The 15,988-nt window shown below is 50.2% G+C and carries 14 protein-coding genes; 8 read left to right on the top strand and 6 right to left on the bottom strand.

The window, feature by feature from the left end:
• Positions 1–10: 10 nt before the first annotated feature.
• On the bottom strand, positions 11–1,156 hold the full coding sequence (locus JWF83_RS14770; protein ID WP_413651075.1) for an efflux RND transporter periplasmic adaptor subunit: 1,146 nt from the start codon (positions 1,154–1,156) through the stop codon (positions 11–13).
• A 347-nt stretch (positions 1,157–1,503) separates the two neighbouring features.
• On the opposite strand from JWF83_RS14770, the gene JWF83_RS14765 reads away from it, so the two are divergent.
• Positions 1,504–3,537, top strand: a complete 2,034-nt coding sequence (locus tag JWF83_RS14765; protein WP_413651073.1) for a TonB-dependent receptor domain-containing protein — start codon at positions 1,504–1,506, stop codon at positions 3,535–3,537.
• Positions 3,538–3,599: 62 nt separating this feature from the next.
• On the opposite strand, the gene JWF83_RS14760 is transcribed toward JWF83_RS14765, so the two are convergent.
• Positions 3,600–4,001: a hypothetical protein gene (locus tag JWF83_RS14760; protein WP_413651072.1), complete on the bottom strand. Its 402-nt coding sequence runs from the start codon at positions 3,999–4,001 to the stop codon at positions 3,600–3,602.
• Between the two features lie 1,006 nt (positions 4,002–5,007).
• Between JWF83_RS14760 and JWF83_RS14755 the strand changes: the two genes are divergently transcribed.
• From JWF83_RS14755 to JWF83_RS14730, 6 genes are all read left to right on the top strand, one after another.
• Positions 5,008–5,961 carry an ABC transporter permease gene (locus JWF83_RS14755; RefSeq protein WP_413651070.1) on the top strand — a complete coding sequence of 318 codons (954 nt, stop codon included), beginning with the start codon at positions 5,008–5,010 and terminating at the stop codon, positions 5,959–5,961.
• Between the two features lie 4 nt (positions 5,962–5,965).
• The gene (locus tag JWF83_RS14750; RefSeq protein WP_413651069.1) at positions 5,966–7,045 is read left to right on the top strand and encodes an ABC transporter ATP-binding protein; all 1,080 of its coding nucleotides are present in this window, start codon (positions 5,966–5,968) and stop codon (positions 7,043–7,045) included.
• Positions 7,046–7,097: 52 nt separating this feature from the next.
• Positions 7,098–8,147, top strand: coding sequence for an ABC transporter substrate-binding protein (locus JWF83_RS14745; protein ID WP_413651067.1), 1,050 nt, complete (start codon positions 7,098–7,100; stop codon positions 8,145–8,147).
• A gap of 47 nt (positions 8,148–8,194) precedes the next feature.
• A complete protein-coding gene (locus tag JWF83_RS14740; protein WP_413651066.1) occupies positions 8,195–9,085 on the top strand; it encodes an ABC transporter permease in 891 nt (296 codons plus the stop codon).
• Between the two features lie 85 nt (positions 9,086–9,170).
• Positions 9,171–10,415 carry a multidrug effflux MFS transporter gene (locus JWF83_RS14735; RefSeq protein WP_413651064.1) on the top strand — a complete coding sequence of 415 codons (1,245 nt, stop codon included), beginning with the start codon at positions 9,171–9,173 and terminating at the stop codon, positions 10,413–10,415.
• Between the two features lie 118 nt (positions 10,416–10,533).
• Positions 10,534–11,352 carry an IclR family transcriptional regulator gene (locus tag JWF83_RS14730; RefSeq protein WP_413651063.1) on the top strand — a complete coding sequence of 273 codons (819 nt, stop codon included), beginning with the start codon at positions 10,534–10,536 and terminating at the stop codon, positions 11,350–11,352.
• A 179-nt stretch (positions 11,353–11,531) separates the two neighbouring features.
• Here JWF83_RS14730 and yddG read toward each other — a convergent pair whose 3' ends face one another.
• The 4 genes from yddG to JWF83_RS14710 form a co-directional block, all read right to left on the bottom strand.
• A complete protein-coding gene (gene yddG / locus JWF83_RS14725) occupies positions 11,532–12,425 on the bottom strand; it encodes an aromatic amino acid DMT transporter YddG (protein ID WP_413651062.1) in 894 nt (297 codons plus the stop codon).
• Between the two features lie 53 nt (positions 12,426–12,478).
• Positions 12,479–13,306: an ammonia-dependent NAD(+) synthetase gene (nadE, locus tag JWF83_RS14720; RefSeq protein ID WP_413651061.1), complete on the bottom strand. Its 828-nt coding sequence runs from the start codon at positions 13,304–13,306 to the stop codon at positions 12,479–12,481.
• 121 nt (positions 13,307–13,427) lie between these two features.
• Complete coding sequence (locus JWF83_RS14715) at positions 13,428–14,618, bottom strand: multidrug effflux MFS transporter (protein WP_413651060.1); 1,191 nt, start codon at positions 14,616–14,618, stop codon at positions 13,428–13,430.
• Positions 14,615–15,199: a TetR/AcrR family transcriptional regulator gene (locus JWF83_RS14710; protein WP_413651487.1), complete on the bottom strand. Its 585-nt coding sequence runs from the start codon at positions 15,197–15,199 to the stop codon at positions 14,615–14,617. The genes JWF83_RS14715 and JWF83_RS14710 overlap by 4 nt, the downstream gene beginning before the upstream one ends.
• A 260-nt stretch (positions 15,200–15,459) precedes the next feature.
• Between JWF83_RS14710 and osmE the strand changes: the two genes are divergently transcribed.
• Positions 15,460–15,795 (top strand): osmotically-inducible lipoprotein OsmE, encoded by a 336-nt coding sequence (gene osmE / locus JWF83_RS14705; RefSeq protein WP_413651486.1) that lies wholly within the window; start codon positions 15,460–15,462, stop codon positions 15,793–15,795.
• Positions 15,796–15,988: the final 193 nt, after the last annotated feature.

The following is a 15,988-nucleotide window of genomic DNA, read 5'->3' as shown; positions in this document are numbered from 1 at the left end:
TGTCATATCCTTACTTAGCCATGATGGAGGAAGTATCAGCCGCCGGTACTGACATCCCGCCAGACAATGGAACGGTGCTGCTGATTTTCACGGTTGCGCCGGGCGGTAGACGGTTCTGACCAGCGGTAACCACAATATCTCCAGGCTGCACACCTTGTGTAACCATCACGTTTTCACCCAGCCGACGGCCCGTCATCACCGGAACGGCCACTGTTTTGCCGATCCCCTGCGTATCAGAATTTTGCACCAGGATGACACTATCGCCGGAGGCTGAGGTCTCGATGGCGGTAAGCGGCAGGACGATAGTGTTATGGGTAGCAGGCAGCGCCAACCGGGTTGTTACGTACATACCGGACTTTAACAGCCCATTGGGATTAGGCAGCAACGCCTGGATGGTCACGTTGCGGGTTTCGTTGTCGATGCGCGGCTCAATGGCACTGACTTTGGCGGTAAAAAACTGGCCTGGCATGGCATCCACTGACACTTGCACTGGCGCACCTGTCGTGATCTGCGACAATTCCTGTTGCGGCAGCGTGAAATTGACATACAGCGGATCAAGCTGGGTGAGGGTGGCGATGGCATCTCCGGCATTCAAATACTGTCCGGGATTGATGCGACGGATACCCAGCTGCCCGGAAAATGAAGCCTGAATGCTTTTTTGTTGAATGCGGGCGTCAAGTTGCCGCACTGCTGCAATGGCCTGATCGGCTTCCGCTTTGCGTTGATCGAGTTGTTCACGCGATTCAGCTCCCGTGGGCACCAACTTTTGCGTCCGCTGCAACTGCAATTGGGCGAGGTTCGCTTTCGCCATGGCTGCGGCCCGGTCTGCCTGTTCAGGGGCATCATAGAGCTGAACCAGCACCTCACCTTCTTTAACAAACTCGCCAGCATGGAAGTTAATACCCGTGACGCGTCCGGCGGTATCGGGCGCTAATAGTACTTCGCGCACTGCCTGCAGGCTGCCTACCGCTTGCAACTCTTCTGCCACATTGCGGCGTTCTGCACGGACAGTCGAGACGGGGATCGGGGGCATGGGCTGATGTTCAGCGTTGGCGCTGCGCGCGTTTCGCCAGACGTATAATAGACTGAAGATTACGATAAGCCCGATGATGCTGATTGCAACAGGTTTCATCTGGCGGTGATTAGGGATATTCATACATGCTCACCGTTGTCGGGTGTTCCCCGTGTTGCAGATAAAAAGAGCCGCAGTAAATGGCTACATGTCGCGCCTGAAAACATAGTTATTCCTCGTAAATAGCCGGTCTGGCTGTTAACTAAAACGGACTCCGGTCCGGCTTTAGAATTATTGCGAGCGCCAGTCTAACTTCACGAAGTTGGTGCGACATTGCGAAAAACTGTCAGTTTATTTCGCAATTCAGCCACGGCGGGGTATGAAGGGTGTTTTGGCCGAAATGAGAATCATTCTGGCAGAAATGAACAATGTTAAAGCTTGCAGATAAATTTACATTATTTGCACTTTAATAGTTAATGAGTATCATTATCATGTCAGAAAGCATATCGTATAAAAAAAAAGGCTTAGCAAATTTATCGTTAGCCTTACGGCTGGGAGCCGTCACCTCACTGATTATCGGAACTTATGCTGTTGCCGCGTCGACTAGCGGCAGCGGTATTGCTAATGACGCAGAAAAAAAAGATGACACTTTAATTGTTTCAGCCAGTGCAAGTGGTGTGGATAAGTCCACCGACAAGGCTCCGGCCTCTGTTACCTCCGTCTCGCATGAAGAAATCAACAAAAAACCTTACCGTGATATTGCCGATCTGCTTACCGGGACGTCCGGCGTCACCACCACTATCGGTGGCGATCATAAAGAAATAAACATTCGCGGAATGGGATCGGAATATACGCTGTACCTGATTGATGGCATGCGGATTGACTCCAGAGATAGCAGTCGTTTATTTGATGGTTATGGGCAAATGAATGCCTGGATCCCACCCGCCTCAGCCATTGATCATATTGAAGTTATCCGTGGACCGATGTCCTCACTTTACGGTTCTGATGCGATTGGCGGTGTGATTAATATTATCACCCGTAAGAATGCCAATAACTGGCAGGGAACTGTTGGCACTAATTATACCATGCAGGAACATCATGCCTCCGGGGATATTTTTCAGAATGACTTTTTTGTCACCGGTCCGTTAATTGATAAAGTCCTTTCGATGCAGGCTTACGGTAACTATTCCAAACGCGATGAAGATGATATCTACAACGGATACCGTGGCAGTAAAAGAGATAATATAACCGGAAAAATCGCCTTTACGCCTAATGATAAGCAGGAAGTGAGTTTTACCGCCAACCATACGCAGCAGGACATTACATCGACGGTAGATAAGTCAATTAGTCCGGAATGCACTTATTACTCAGGTTGCCCTTCGGATTACAGAAAAAAAGCTGAAGTTAACCGTTTCTCGATAAATCATATCGGTTACTGGGATATTGGGAAAACCGAATCTTATATCCAGAGTGAAGATTACACTATCGCCTCACAGGATATCTGGCTAAAGAATCTGAATATGCGGTCCTCACTTTCATCAAACATTGGCAGCCATATTTTAACTTTTGGCGGTGAATTGAGTTTTAAAAAACTGCATGATGGTGTTTCGAACCAGCTATCCAGCCTTACGGATATAGAGAGGACCGAGAAATCCCTTTTTATTGAAGATAGCTGGATGGCAACCGAAGACTTCACTCTGACCTCTGGAGTGAGGTTCGATAATGATAACCAATTTGGCAATCACTGGAGTCCAAGGGTTTATGGCGTCTGGGGGCTGGCAGATAACTGGACGTTGAAAGGTGGAGTAAGTAGTGGTTTTAAGGCGCCAGATATCACCGAAACCTCGCCCAATTTTGGTACCGTTTCTTATCTGGGGAATGTCTATGGTAACGCCGCACTGAAACCTGAAAAATCCCTTACTCAGGAAATTGGTATTTTGTACAACAATGACGAGGGGCTGACGGCAGGGCTAACCTTATTTAACAATCAGTTTAAGGATAAAATTAGCACCATCTCCTGCCCGGAAAGTCAGTGTGAATCGGTACCCAATATTTATGGTGGTTACCCATTAACCTATCAGAATATTGGTAAGGCCGTGACGCGGGGAGTGGAGGCGACGCTTGCTTTCCCGATAACAGATAAGATTGATATTACCAATAACTATACATATACTTATTCTAAGCAACAGTCAGGGGAGAATGAAGGTAAGCCATTAACAAAATTGCCGAAAAATCAATTTAACAGCACACTAAATTATCAGTATAGTGAAAAATTAAAAACATGGTTCACTATGAATATTCGCGGAAAGGATAGTGATAATGTCGGTGGCACTATGGCGACGATTCTCCCGGTGGAAGCACCAGCTTATACTATGTTTGATCTTGGCGCCGATTACCTGGTATCCAAAAACATAGATATTAAAACTGGCGTGTCAAATCTTCTCGATAAAAAAATTCGCTATGATGATTTTGGTTACACTGAAGATGGACGACGTTACTGGGTTGCGCTGAACTATTCATTCTGATTATTGACAGAAAACAAAAGGACTTACTGTCCTTTTGTTTATTTTATATTTCGCCAGAGTAGTTAAACGCTGCCGGCGAGTGACAGCAGTTTATTCGCCAGCGCAAGCGCCTCTTCCCGGCTGGCAACGACAAACATCTCATATCCCCAAAATTTTTCATAGGTTATGGCAAAATCTGTCACGGCCAGCCGCTTGTGACTATCTGGCTCAATATAAATAGCACCGCTGACATAGCGCTTTAATGCCTGTCGATGATCTTTTCGCCATTGCGCGACCCTCTGCATCTCCTCCTTCGAGTGATTATGTGGTTTAACATCAAGACCTTCATCATTGATGAAAACAAAAGGTGTCTGGCGGTCGAGCAGAGATTCAAACGCGCTAAATGGCGATTCAGCTGCGGATGCCTCTGCTGATTCAGCCAGTTTCATCCAGACAACAGGAAAGTGGGTAAGGTCCAGCTGCATAAATCCTCCGGAATAAAAGTGAGATCGTGCTGGCCAGCGTAGTGGCAGAGAAGATTATGACCAGCAATAGCGTCACTTTACCCGATGGCAGCTACCGGCGTCATTGCACAAAATAGCCATAATATTGTTCAAATCAGCCAGGCGAATATTCTGGCCTGAAACGGGACTAAATGCCCTGGAACTGATGTTCATTTTATGGACGAAGAATAAAAACCGGAACCGGCATCTTTGCATAAAACCACAATCTATGATCAACGTCGATTTCATCTCTGACAAGGTTTGCATATCTTTCAGATACTCAGAGATGAATGATCAGATGCGGATAGCGAGTGGAAAATACTGCCAGTTTGGGTACACTCGATATTCGCCAAAATGCGCTTCTGCCTACGATGCCGAATAAAGTTGACTATAAGAAGATAGCGCCTGATTATTTTCGTGATGAGTAATATATTAGGGTGTTTTTCATTTAGCAATAAATATAAAAGCCGTTTTCCTACAAGTTCTATATTATAAATCAATTGCATCATGATATTACATATCTCAATGGCTGCATGTGATATGTGTATTTTTTTTTGCGTGTCAGTTTGTTAAACCCTGACAAAATCCCTGCCAACGTCTTGCACCATAAATGCGCACCAGATTGATAGTGAAGCGTCATTGTGGTGCATAAGATTTTTATATCTCATTACTCAGGAAAAAGCTTGATTGCGTTTTAAAAGTATGCGGAAATTAATTCCACATCTTGAATTGTTGTATTCAGCTACCCGGCAGAGTCTGATGAGAGCGCCGAGTACCGTGAACTAAATGGAGGTGGATTTAATGACCAGCATGGCCATCCTGAGCAGGGGGCAGTGGAGTATCTGCGGGCAGGGAATAGTGAAGGAGCTGGTTTTACGCATTGTAACGATGTGTGTTGAACGTAATGCTTTTTTCAAAAAAATAACGTCAGGATGGTGTCGTAAATATCTTAACCTGAGACCAACAGAAAGGAATAGCTTGCCTGCAGATGATGGTTCGTCAGCCTGCAACTAATACAGGGTTTTTATTGAAAGGGGATATCAGTCGGATGAATACAGCAAGACAGACCCATGTACCGAACGGTTATAGCTCAGATTCCAATAGTAAAGCTTCGCGTAAGGTGTTTTTTAATCGGCGCAGAACAGGGCGCTGGATGTTAAATCTTATGGCTGCCATTAGTCTGCTCTATATATTAACACCGTTAATTTTTGTCGCCTGGCTTTCTTTTTATCAGCAGGAAATCCCCTCCTTCCCGCCGGAAGGATACTCCTTTCGCTGGTACGCTGAAATTGCAAATAATCAGCAGTTCATGGACGGTTTTATATTAAGTCTTCAGGTTGGCCTGATTGCGACATTTATCGGTCTGATTGTTGGGGTTCCAGCTGCTATGTGTCTGATTCGTTACAAATTTATCGGGCGTGGATTGTTGAATAATCTGTTGCTGTTACCCCTTCTGGTACCCGGCGTGGTGCTTGGTACGGCATTTTATGTATTTCAGGTACAGATTGAAATCGCCACTGACGGCAGGATTCCGGTCATTGGATCAATGGGCGGGCTTATTTTTGGTCATGTATTGATAGTAATCCCCTGGACTGTTCGCCTGGTTGCTACTGCGCTAAGTGGGTTCGATACGCGCATTGAAGAAGCTGCACAGAACTTAGGCGCCAACCGCTGGGTGACGTTTCGCCGTATTACGTTGCCAGCAATTTTACCGGGTATTGTCGCGGCCGGGATGTTTAGTTTCGTAAACTCATTTACCAATCTTGAAATGAGCCTGTTTCTTATTGGGCCAGGCAGTACCACGTTGCCAATTGCAACCTTGCAGTATCTTCAGTGGAAACTGGATCCGACTATCGCTGCCGTATCTGTTTTACAGATTCTGGTCGTGGCTGTTGCGATGCTGGTGACTGACCGTTATGTGAAAATTAGTCGGGTGGTTTAATACAATGGCACAGTTAGATTTAAGCAGCATTACAAAACGTTATGGCGATTTCTATGCAACGCGCAATCTTTCACTGTCGGTAGAGGATGGTGAGTTCGTTGCACTACTTGGGCCTTCAGGTTGTGGCAAAACAACCACCATGCGCATGATCGCGGGTTTTGTTGAACCTACCGAGGGATCTGTACATATCGGTGGGCGTGATATGACCAATCTGCCGCCATGGAAACGGGATACCGGATTGGTTTTCCAGAATTATGCATTATTTCCTCATCTTAGCGTGGCGCAAAATGTCGCATTTGGCCTGGAAATGCGCCATATCAGCAAAAGTGATATCGCGCCAAAGGTAGAAGAAGCGCTGCGTTTGGTCCGTCTCGGCGGGATGGGGGACCGGATGCCAAGGCAAATGTCAGGCGGACAGCAACAGCGCGTGGCGCTGGCGCGCGCGCTGGTGTTCCGCCCCGATGTGCTGCTGCTTGATGAACCGCTTTCCAACCTGGATGCTAAGTTGCGTCTTGAAGTCCGGGTTGAGATACGGGAACTGCAACGCAAAATGGGCATTACGACAGTGATGGTTACCCACGATCAGGAAGAAGCGTTGACGATGGCTGACCGGCTGGTGGTGATGCGTGATGGCGAAGTCCGCCAGGTTGGCACACAACGCGATCTCTATGAGCGTCCCACGGACAGTTTCGTCGCCAGTTTTGTGGGTCGTAGCTCATTTCTGCATGGCACCGCCAGGGACGCCGGCCAGTTTTTAACTCGCGGTGGTCTGCAAATTCAGTGCGCCGAACTGGAAAAAGTGCTGTTTGGTCCGGCCCTGCTGTCACTGCGTCCGGAACGCATCATTGTTGACAGCCGTCCTCCTGAAGGATTGGAAAATGTTTTCCCGGGGGAGGTCTCTTTTGTCTCCTACTTAGGGGGGCTACTGGATATCCATATCCAACTTGCCGGCGATGAACAGGTCATTGCACAAATTCCCAATCGCGCTGAGGCGGGCATACCGCAAATCGGTGACAAAGTTTTTGTCGGCTGGTCCGCCGCATCGGCCCGTGTATTTTCAGATCCGGATCGCAGCGCATCTTAATGCTGCTCCCTTCTCCCGGCCAGGGGGTAACTTTTAACATGGGGTGTAAAGAATGAGCAACAAGAGTCTCGATACCAGCATTAGCCGTCGTCGTGTGCTGCAGGTCGCTGCCGCTACGGCCTTTCTCTCAACCATGCCGGCCTGGGCCAAATCCCGTGGTCGCATTGTGGTGGGGACTTCAGGCGGAGATTATGAACGTCTGATTAATGAGTATATTGAGAAGCCAATTTTCAATCCCGCGGGCTGGTCCAGCGTCCATGATATTGGTACAGATCTTGATCGCCGAAGTAAAGTGGTGGCCGGCTCTCGCTTACCGCGCGGTACTACCGATGTCCAGGCATTACCGGCACTTTTCTGGTATCAAATGAGCCAGGCCGGCGTGCTGGCAAAAATCGATTATGATCGATTACCTAATGCGGTGAATTTGCTGCCTTCTATGCGCTACCCCTTTGGCGTTGCCACCGGCTTTACTGCCGCAGTCCCGCTCTATAACCCTAAACTGGTGGAAAAGCCGCAAAGTTATAAAGATGTACTGAATGCCAAACATGGTAATAAGCTTGGCCTGATTGATATCCAGCATCATTACGTCATGTCTGCCGCTTCGCTGGCGGCTGGCGGCAAACTCAATGACCTTGAACCGGGTAAGAAATTGCTGATGGAGTTGCGGAAGGCGGGAGTACGCATCTATCCAAGTAACGAAGCCTTTGCTCAGGCGCTCAAGTCTGAAGAAATTTCTATTGGCATTATGTGGAAAGCGCGCGCAGTACAGTGGAAAAACGCGGGTATTAATGTGGAGTCCTCCACCCCGGCAGAAGGTGCCCTTAAGTTTGTCCTGGGATGGTGTGTACCGAAAAACGCACCAAATAAAGATGGCGCCTGGGATTTTCTCAATGCATCACTGGACCCAGCCGTGCAAAATGGTTTTGCCACGACATTGGGTTATCCGCCGACAGTGACCAATGCCAATATTCTGGAAGAATTAAATAAACGTATTGGTTTTAGCACCCAGGAGTTAGAAGCACTGCTCGATCTTGATTACGCTTATCTGACCGAAAATGAGATGCCGCTGCGCGATTGGTGGGACAAAGTTTTTAAAGCATAAATAAACCCATCTCACAGATCGGGGATTAACAGACTGGAGTTTCAGCAATGACGGTAGAAAATGTACTCGACAGTAATAAGGTCCGTAAGAAGAGCCGAAGCCAGACATTTTCGGTCAGTATTCTTATCGGCCCGGCAACGTTAATTGTACTGGCCGGGTTATTAATTCCGGGTTTGATTTTGTTTCGTTACAGCCTTGAGCATTATTCGCCAAACGGTTTAATTGATGCCGTACTCTCGGGTGAAAATTATATTAAGTTTATTGCTGACCCTTATTACCGAACCGTGCTTTTTCGTACCTTAAGGGTAGCGCTTTGGTGCACGATAGCCTGTCTTATTGTCGGCTTTCCGCTGGCATTTGTGTTGGCGCGCACTCGCTCACGTTTTAAAAATTTATTGATTCTGCTGATTGTATTACCTCTTTTTGTCGGCAATGCGGTGAGAGCGGCAGGCTGGATGACCTTGCTGGGGAATAAAGGCATGCTAAACAGCATCCTTATGTCGCTGGGAGTGATAGTTCAACCACTGGAAATGATGTATTCCGAAGGGGCGGTCGTGGCCGGGCTGATATCCATTAATCTGCCGTTTATGGTATTGACGTTACAAAGTGTGCTGGAAAGCATTGACCGGTCGATAGATGAAGCTGCACTGAGTCTGGGGGCGGGCCCGTGGAAGACCTTCTGGCGTGTTATCTGGCCATTATCATTACCGGGTATTGTTACCGGAACAATAATGGTGTTCATTATGGCAATGAATGCTTATGCCACACCGGTTCTGCTGGGAGGTCCTCAGTTTAAGACCATGGCGCCATTGGTTTACGATCAGTTCCAGTTGGGTAACTGGCCTTTCGGCGCCGCGGCCTCATTTATTTTAATGGCAACGACCATGGTATTAACTGCACTAGCCAGTTATTGGTTACAGCGTCGCTATCGCCAATAATGGTGGAGTCGTCACAGCAAAAATAACGCCGGGCGTCGCGTATTATTCGCGTCTCCTGGCGATATCCTTTTAAGAGAACGCCAGAATGAATATGGCAATAAAAGAACATTATTCAGATAACTTATCTCTTCCCGCGCGAAAAACATTTATTGTCATCATGGCACTCCTTATCGCCATTAATGCGGTTTCCATTGACATTATGCTGCCCGGACTACAGCAAATAGGTGAAAGCCTGAATGTCACCAATGAAAATCAACGTCAATGGGTGATTACTGCTTATTTGTTGGGGATGGGGATCGCACAGTTATTCTTCGGCCCGCTATCCGACCGTTTTGGTCGTAAATATCCGCTAATCGCCGGAATGGTTATCTATATTTTAAGTGCTCTGGTGATAATGATCTCGCCAGATTTTACCCTGCTGTTGCTGTTCCGTTTTATCCAGGGGATAGGCGCAGCGGCATCCCGTGTGATCACGCTGTCGATAATTCGTGACGCCTATGGTGGGCGGAAAATGGCGGAAATCCTCTCTCTGGTGATGATGGTATTTATGATTGTCCCGGTTATCGCCCCCGGAGTCGGGCAATTGCTCCTGGTACTGGGCGAATGGCGGATAATCTTTGCCGCTATTGCGGTCTATGCACTGGGCGTCACCTTTTTAGTGATGAGGTATCTGCCTGAAACTCTGCCGATCATCAAGCGCCGAACGCTTAAATTCAGTGATATCAGCGCGGCATTTATTATCGTGCTAACCCACCGGGCTTCTGTCTGCTATGCACTGGCGGTATCTTTTCTGCTTGGCGCACTTTACGGCTTTATTAATTCATCACAGCAGATTCTTACGGGTATCTATCAACTGGGCAACGGGTTTCCGCTGGTGTTCGCCGCCTTCGCCCTGGTGATGGCTGCCTCATCGTGGCTTAATGCAAAAATGGTGCGCCGCTATGGCATGACGCGCTTGTCTCATGGCGCCATGATGGGTTTTATTCTCGTCAGTTTAATTTGGGTTATTGCCACGCTGTTGGGCGATTTACCCTTCGCTGCGTTCGTGCTGTTTTATACGCTGACGATGCTGCAGTTTGGTTTGATAACCGCCAATTTCAACGCCCTGGCGATGGTCTCACTGGGGCATATATCCGGTACCGCATCATCAGTATTGGGGTTCTTACAAACCATTATTGGTGGTCTTGCAGGGGGAGCAATTGGCATGGCATTTAATGGCACGGTGATGCCGCTGGCAGTTGGATTCCTTGTTAGCAGCATCCTGGCGCTGATTTTTGTACTGATCGGCGAAAAGGGTCAGTTGTTTGTTCATCAGCAGTCTGATGATTAAACCCTGTGCCGTTGCTGATAATTGGCTGCGGCACTGCATGACATGGTAAATTAACCCTAAATATATCCCGGCGAAAAGTGCTTTATGCAGGGCTACTGATTAATGAAGGAGACATCGAATGAGGAAGCGATCTCAGGTATCGCCCGAGATAGAGTTAAATGATGAGTCTGTTGACCGCCAATTTATTTCGGCACTGGCTCGGGGGTTGTCACTGCTGCGTTTCCTGACTAATGGGTCAACACTGGGAACTACTGATTTGGCCAAACTTTCAGGTTTATCAAATGCAGTGGTTTCGCGTCTTTGTTATACGCTGGAACAATTAAACTACATGGAGTATTTACCGGAATATGGCAAGTATCGTTTAGGAAATGCCTGTCTGTCGCTGGGTTATCTTGCGATGGCATCCGATATGGTCAGTCATGTTGCCCGGCCACTGATGCTCGAACTTGCAGTGAGTGCCCGCACGCCAGTTGGCATTGGCATTCGTCAGGGGGGGACTATGGTGCAAGTTGCGATGGAAGGTGCGCAGGATCACCTCTCTCTACGTCAGGATATTGGCTCGGTGTCACCTATTGAACGTACTGCCATGGGTAACGCTTATCTGGCCGGACTTGATAAACCGCAGCGCGACAAGCTGCTCAATGAACTGCTGCCGACCATTCCCGATGCGGCGATTATTCATCAGCAAATAGAGGATAATCTTAGCCTTTATGCGGAACAGGGTTTTTGCATCAATGATCGCACCTGGCATCCTCATATCAGAGCGGTGGGCGTTCCATTACGTCTGCGGGATAGTGGCCGTGTTGTCGCATTTAACTGTGGTGGTATTGCTGATTTTCTGACGCTGGATTTTCTGATGAATGAGGTTGGCCCGAAGCTGGCCGTGATGGTTAATGATGTGCAGGCCATTCTTGAATCCCAATCTCCACCAACGTAATGGTGGCATAAATGCCGTCCCTGCAGGGGGATATCTGAAACCCTGCTGTAGGGGAACCATTAATGGCTCCCGTCCGATGGCGGCAGCAGTGCAAACCATTGGTACGGGCGGCATTAATGCTTTCCCAACGGGAGAACAGAACCGCGACGGGATAGAAGAAAATGGTTAACGTTTACCGCTTACGGCAGATTGCGTGTCGCCAGCCAGCAAATCAGCGAGCCGCTGGTCACCATCGCCACCCCCTGCCAGAAACTTACTGAGGGGGTAAGCTGTAGCCACAACGCCGCCAGCAGGGTGGAAAGCACCGGAGTGAAGTAGGACGCGGTGGCCAGCAGCGTCAGATTCCCGTGCTGAATACCGCTGTTCCATGCCGAATAGGCAATGGCAGTTGATGCCCCCATAAACAGCACCTCGATCAGCGCGCGTGGTGAAAATTGCAGCGGCACGGGCGTCTGAGTGAGGGCAAACTTCAGCCACAGCACCAGCGCGGTGACAATAAAAAACAGCGTAACGCCGCTTTTGCCACCGGCATAACGTTTGGTGATATTGTTATACAGCCCCCACAACAGCGCGGCGGTAAAGGCCAGGCCGTAAGCCAGCGGGTTGGACAGAATATTGTGCCACAACAGAGTCGGCGTCCAGGCACTGTCGCCTTTCATCACCCAGATAATCCCCAGCAGCGACAGCGCCAGACCTGGCCACAGCCACGGGCGATACTGCTGCTGATTCAGTGGGATGGCGAGCAGAATAGTCAGGCAGGGCCACAGATAGTTGATCATGCCGAGTTCCAGCGACTGGCTACGGCTGTTGGCTAAACCAATCGCCAGCGCCAGACAGATTTCGTAGCTGACAAACAGCAGGCCGCCAAACCAGAGATAGACCGGCGGGAACTGACGGATTTTCGGCACGCCGCGCGCAACGCAGAGAAACAGTGCGCTGGTGCTATACAGCAGGGCCGCGCCGCCGGTGGCGCCCAAAAGTTCGCTGATACTGCGGATCATACCGACTGAAGTACTCCAGAGCACAATCGCCAGCAGTCCCATCAGCGTTGCGCGTTGCGATGCAGATGACATGATATTCCGTTAAAAAACGGGCGGCGCATGGCCGCCCGGCGATGAGCGGGGGGTTATTTTTTCCAGAAATCGTCAAACACTGTAATCGGTGGACGACGTTTGTGCTCGGTTTTCAGATACCAGCCTTCGATAATTTTGGCGCTGCCTTCATCTACCGTTTTGCCTTCCAGATACCGATCGATCAGCTGGTAGGTCACACCCAGCGCCACTTCATCCTGCAGACCCGGGCGGTCGTCTTCAAGGTCGGCGGTCGGGTGTTTCAGGTAAAGATGTTCCGGGCAACCGAGGGTTTTCAGCAGCATTTTCCCCTGGCCTTTATTCAGGCGGAAAATCGGGTTGATATCCGTGCCGCCATCGCCGTACTTGGTAAAGAAACCGGTGACGGCTTCTGCCGCGTGGTCGGTCCCGACCACCACACCAGCGTTCATCCCGGCGATACTGTACTGCGCCTTCATCCTTTCACGCGCTTTTTCATTGCCGCGAATATAATCGGACAGAGTCACGCCGGCATCCAGCAACGCTTTCTCGCTGGCCAGCACCGCTTCTTTAATATTCACCGTCAACACGCGATCGGGCTGGATAAAGTCGATGGCGTCCTGGCAATCCTGTTCATCCGCCTGTACGCCATAGGGTAAACGCACCGCGATAAACTGATAACCCCGATCGCCACTCTCTTCACGCAGTTCGCTAATCGCGGTCTGACACAGTTTGCCGGTCAGCGTCGAGTCCTGACCGCCGCTTAAACCCAACACTAAGGATTTAATAAACGGATAGGTCTTCAGATAGGACTTCAGAAATTCAACGCTGGTGCGGATCTCCTGCTGTGCGTCGATTACCGGCTTAACGCCAAGTGCTGCGATAATTTCTTGCTGCAGTGCCATGAACCTCTCCTCAAGTCAGTTGCCTGATGGCCAGTTGCGAAATCGTATTCTGTTAAGCTAACGCGCATAACGCCAAACGACAAGAAACAATCGGTGGTGTTTCGCGTCAAACGCTGTTAAATCAGGCAGTTTTCGGTTTTTTCGCCAGCAGAGTAAACATGATGATCGCCAGCAGATAACAACTAAAGATGGTCATCGTCATGGTCAGCACCGAGGTGCCGCCAATACCGGTTACCGGTACGCTGATCCCTCCGAGGCTAAACATGGTGACGCCAATCACCGCCGAGGCGCTGCCGGCACGATGACCCTGGCTCTGCATCGCCAGCGATGATGCGGTCGTGGCGATAATCGCATTACTGGCGACACAGAAGAACAGAGCCACTAACACGACCGGCAGCGGCGCGCCGCTGATACCCGCCAGCAACAGACAGCCAGAGGCGATAAACGCCAGCACCAGCCCGCCTTTCAACACCCGATATTCACCCCACAGCGGGCAGAGGCGGGCGCTGATTTGCGAAGCGATAATCAGACCGACGCCATTGGCGGCGAAGCACAGGCTGAATCCCTGCGGCGACATGCCATACAGCTCCTGCAATACAAATGGCGAGGCGCCGATATAGGCAAACATACCGGCCATCATAAAGCCCTGCGTCAGGCAGAACCCCATAAAGCGACGGTGGCGGATCACCTGGCCCAGCGCCGCCCATGCTGAGAACAGGCTGCCCTGATTACGCTTCGGCTGCGGCAGCGTCTCCTGCAGTTTGACGCGCGACAGCACCAGCAGCAGCAGGGCAATTAACGCCAGCACCATAAATAGCCCGCGCCAGTCGAGGAACGTCATCATCACGCCGCCGAGAACCGGCGCGCCGATCGGCGCTAACCCATTGACCAGCATCAGCAGCGCAAAAAAGCGCGTCAGGTCATGACCGTTATACATATCGCGGGCAATGGCCCGTGACAGTACCGCGCCGCCAGCGCCGGACAGCCCCTGAAACAGGCGCGCCATCAGCAACTGATGGATATCCTGGGCCAGAGCACAGCCGATCGAGGCGATCAACATCAGTACCAGCGACAGTAATAACGGGCGAATACGGCCATATTTATCACTCATCGGGCCAAAAATCAGCTGACCGGCGCCAAGCCCCAGCAGGCCAGCGGTCAGGCTGAGCTGGGCGGTGGCGGTGGAGGTATGCAGGTCGCGCGCCAGCTCGGGCAGCGCGGGTAAATACAGGTCAGTACATAACGGGCCAAGCGCCGCCAGCAGGCCGAGTGTAATCGCATAGGCGATGCGATTGGCATGTGCAGGTGTCATTTATCCTCTGTCTCTAATAGTTGTTTAAGTAATTGTTGATAAATCAGATAGAGCCGTTCCGCTGACGCTTTCTGTGGCGTCAGACGACGAAAAGCGGTGCCTTCGACCATCACCGCTAATACTTCCACGCAGGCGCGGATTTTTTCCTCGCTAAACTGCGGGTGTTCCTGCTGCAGGGTTTGCAGCGCGTGATTAAAGGTGCGGTTGTCCGCCTCTGCCAGCATGCTGGCGACGCGCGGGTTGCGCGTGGCTTCCGCCGCGACTTCCAGCATTAGCGCCTCGTCGTTTTCGTCGGCCACCTTGCGCCACGCCAGCAACGCGGGCAACTTGGGCGTATGGGTGCTGTTGCTGATTTCCACCATCCGTTGATCGATGATGCGCTTCACTATCTCTTCGATAATGGCGTCTTTATTGATGAAGTAGCGGTAGATCTGCCCGACGCTGAGCTGCGCTTCACTGGCGAGTTGCGCCATGCTGGCGGCATGAAAGCCGTACTGGCGAAAGCAGCGGCGCGCCGCGGTGATAATTTCATCCTGGCGCTGACGATGCCGGAGATCCCGCGCACTCGGTTGTGGATCCATCATTACCTCCCGGGAACCAATATGGGCCTGCCGGCGGCAGGCTGCGGGTCGTTAAATTTTGAGTGTGAGCGTTCATTCTCATTGCAGCATTATACGAATGTCGCAGACGATTCCCACACTTTTCCTGGCAAAAGTGATGCAACGGCGAAAGGCTGTATCAGCGGAGTCCTAAAATTGACTAAACGCGGCCATAAATTTGATAAATCAGCATTTATATCCCAGACTTAAGCTCACATGGATAATAAATGAGGAATAACATGATGACTAAAGTAACGGGATTTATTGGTGCTGCTGTGGCTCTGGCTGTGTTGTCAGGTTGTACCGCCTATGATCGTGCGGAAAGCTACGTCACCAAACCGGTGGTGCAGGATGTGAAAAAGGGCATGACCCGTGAGCAGGTCCGCCAGGTTGCCGGTGCTCCTTCTACTGAGATCACCATGGTGCATGCCCGCGGCACCTGTCAGACTTATGTGCTCGGCCAGCGTGACGGTAAGGTACAAACCTATTTTGTCAGCTACAACGATACCGGTCGCGTAATGAATTACGGCTTCCAGAGCTGTAAAGATTACGACACCGATCCACAAGCTGCGCAGTAATCGCCAGCCAGGCGACGACGGGCAGGTCAGTTATCAACCGATAGCCTTTATGCCAGTCAGTTAACGCGCAGCCATGGGTTGCCTGTAAGTTATAAAAGTCCGGAACGCACACTGTTCCGGACTTTTTTTATCCTTTTCCGCCAGCGGCATTGATTTTTAATTTGCGAGAAATCTCTCTATTCAGCACAACTTT

This window comes from Pantoea sp. B65 (assembly GCF_047308185.1).
Lineage (GTDB): Bacteria > Pseudomonadota > Gammaproteobacteria > Enterobacterales > Enterobacteriaceae > Erwinia.
Note: the sequence above shows the minus strand (reverse complement) of the source record. Positions and strands in the feature narration are given on the sequence as shown.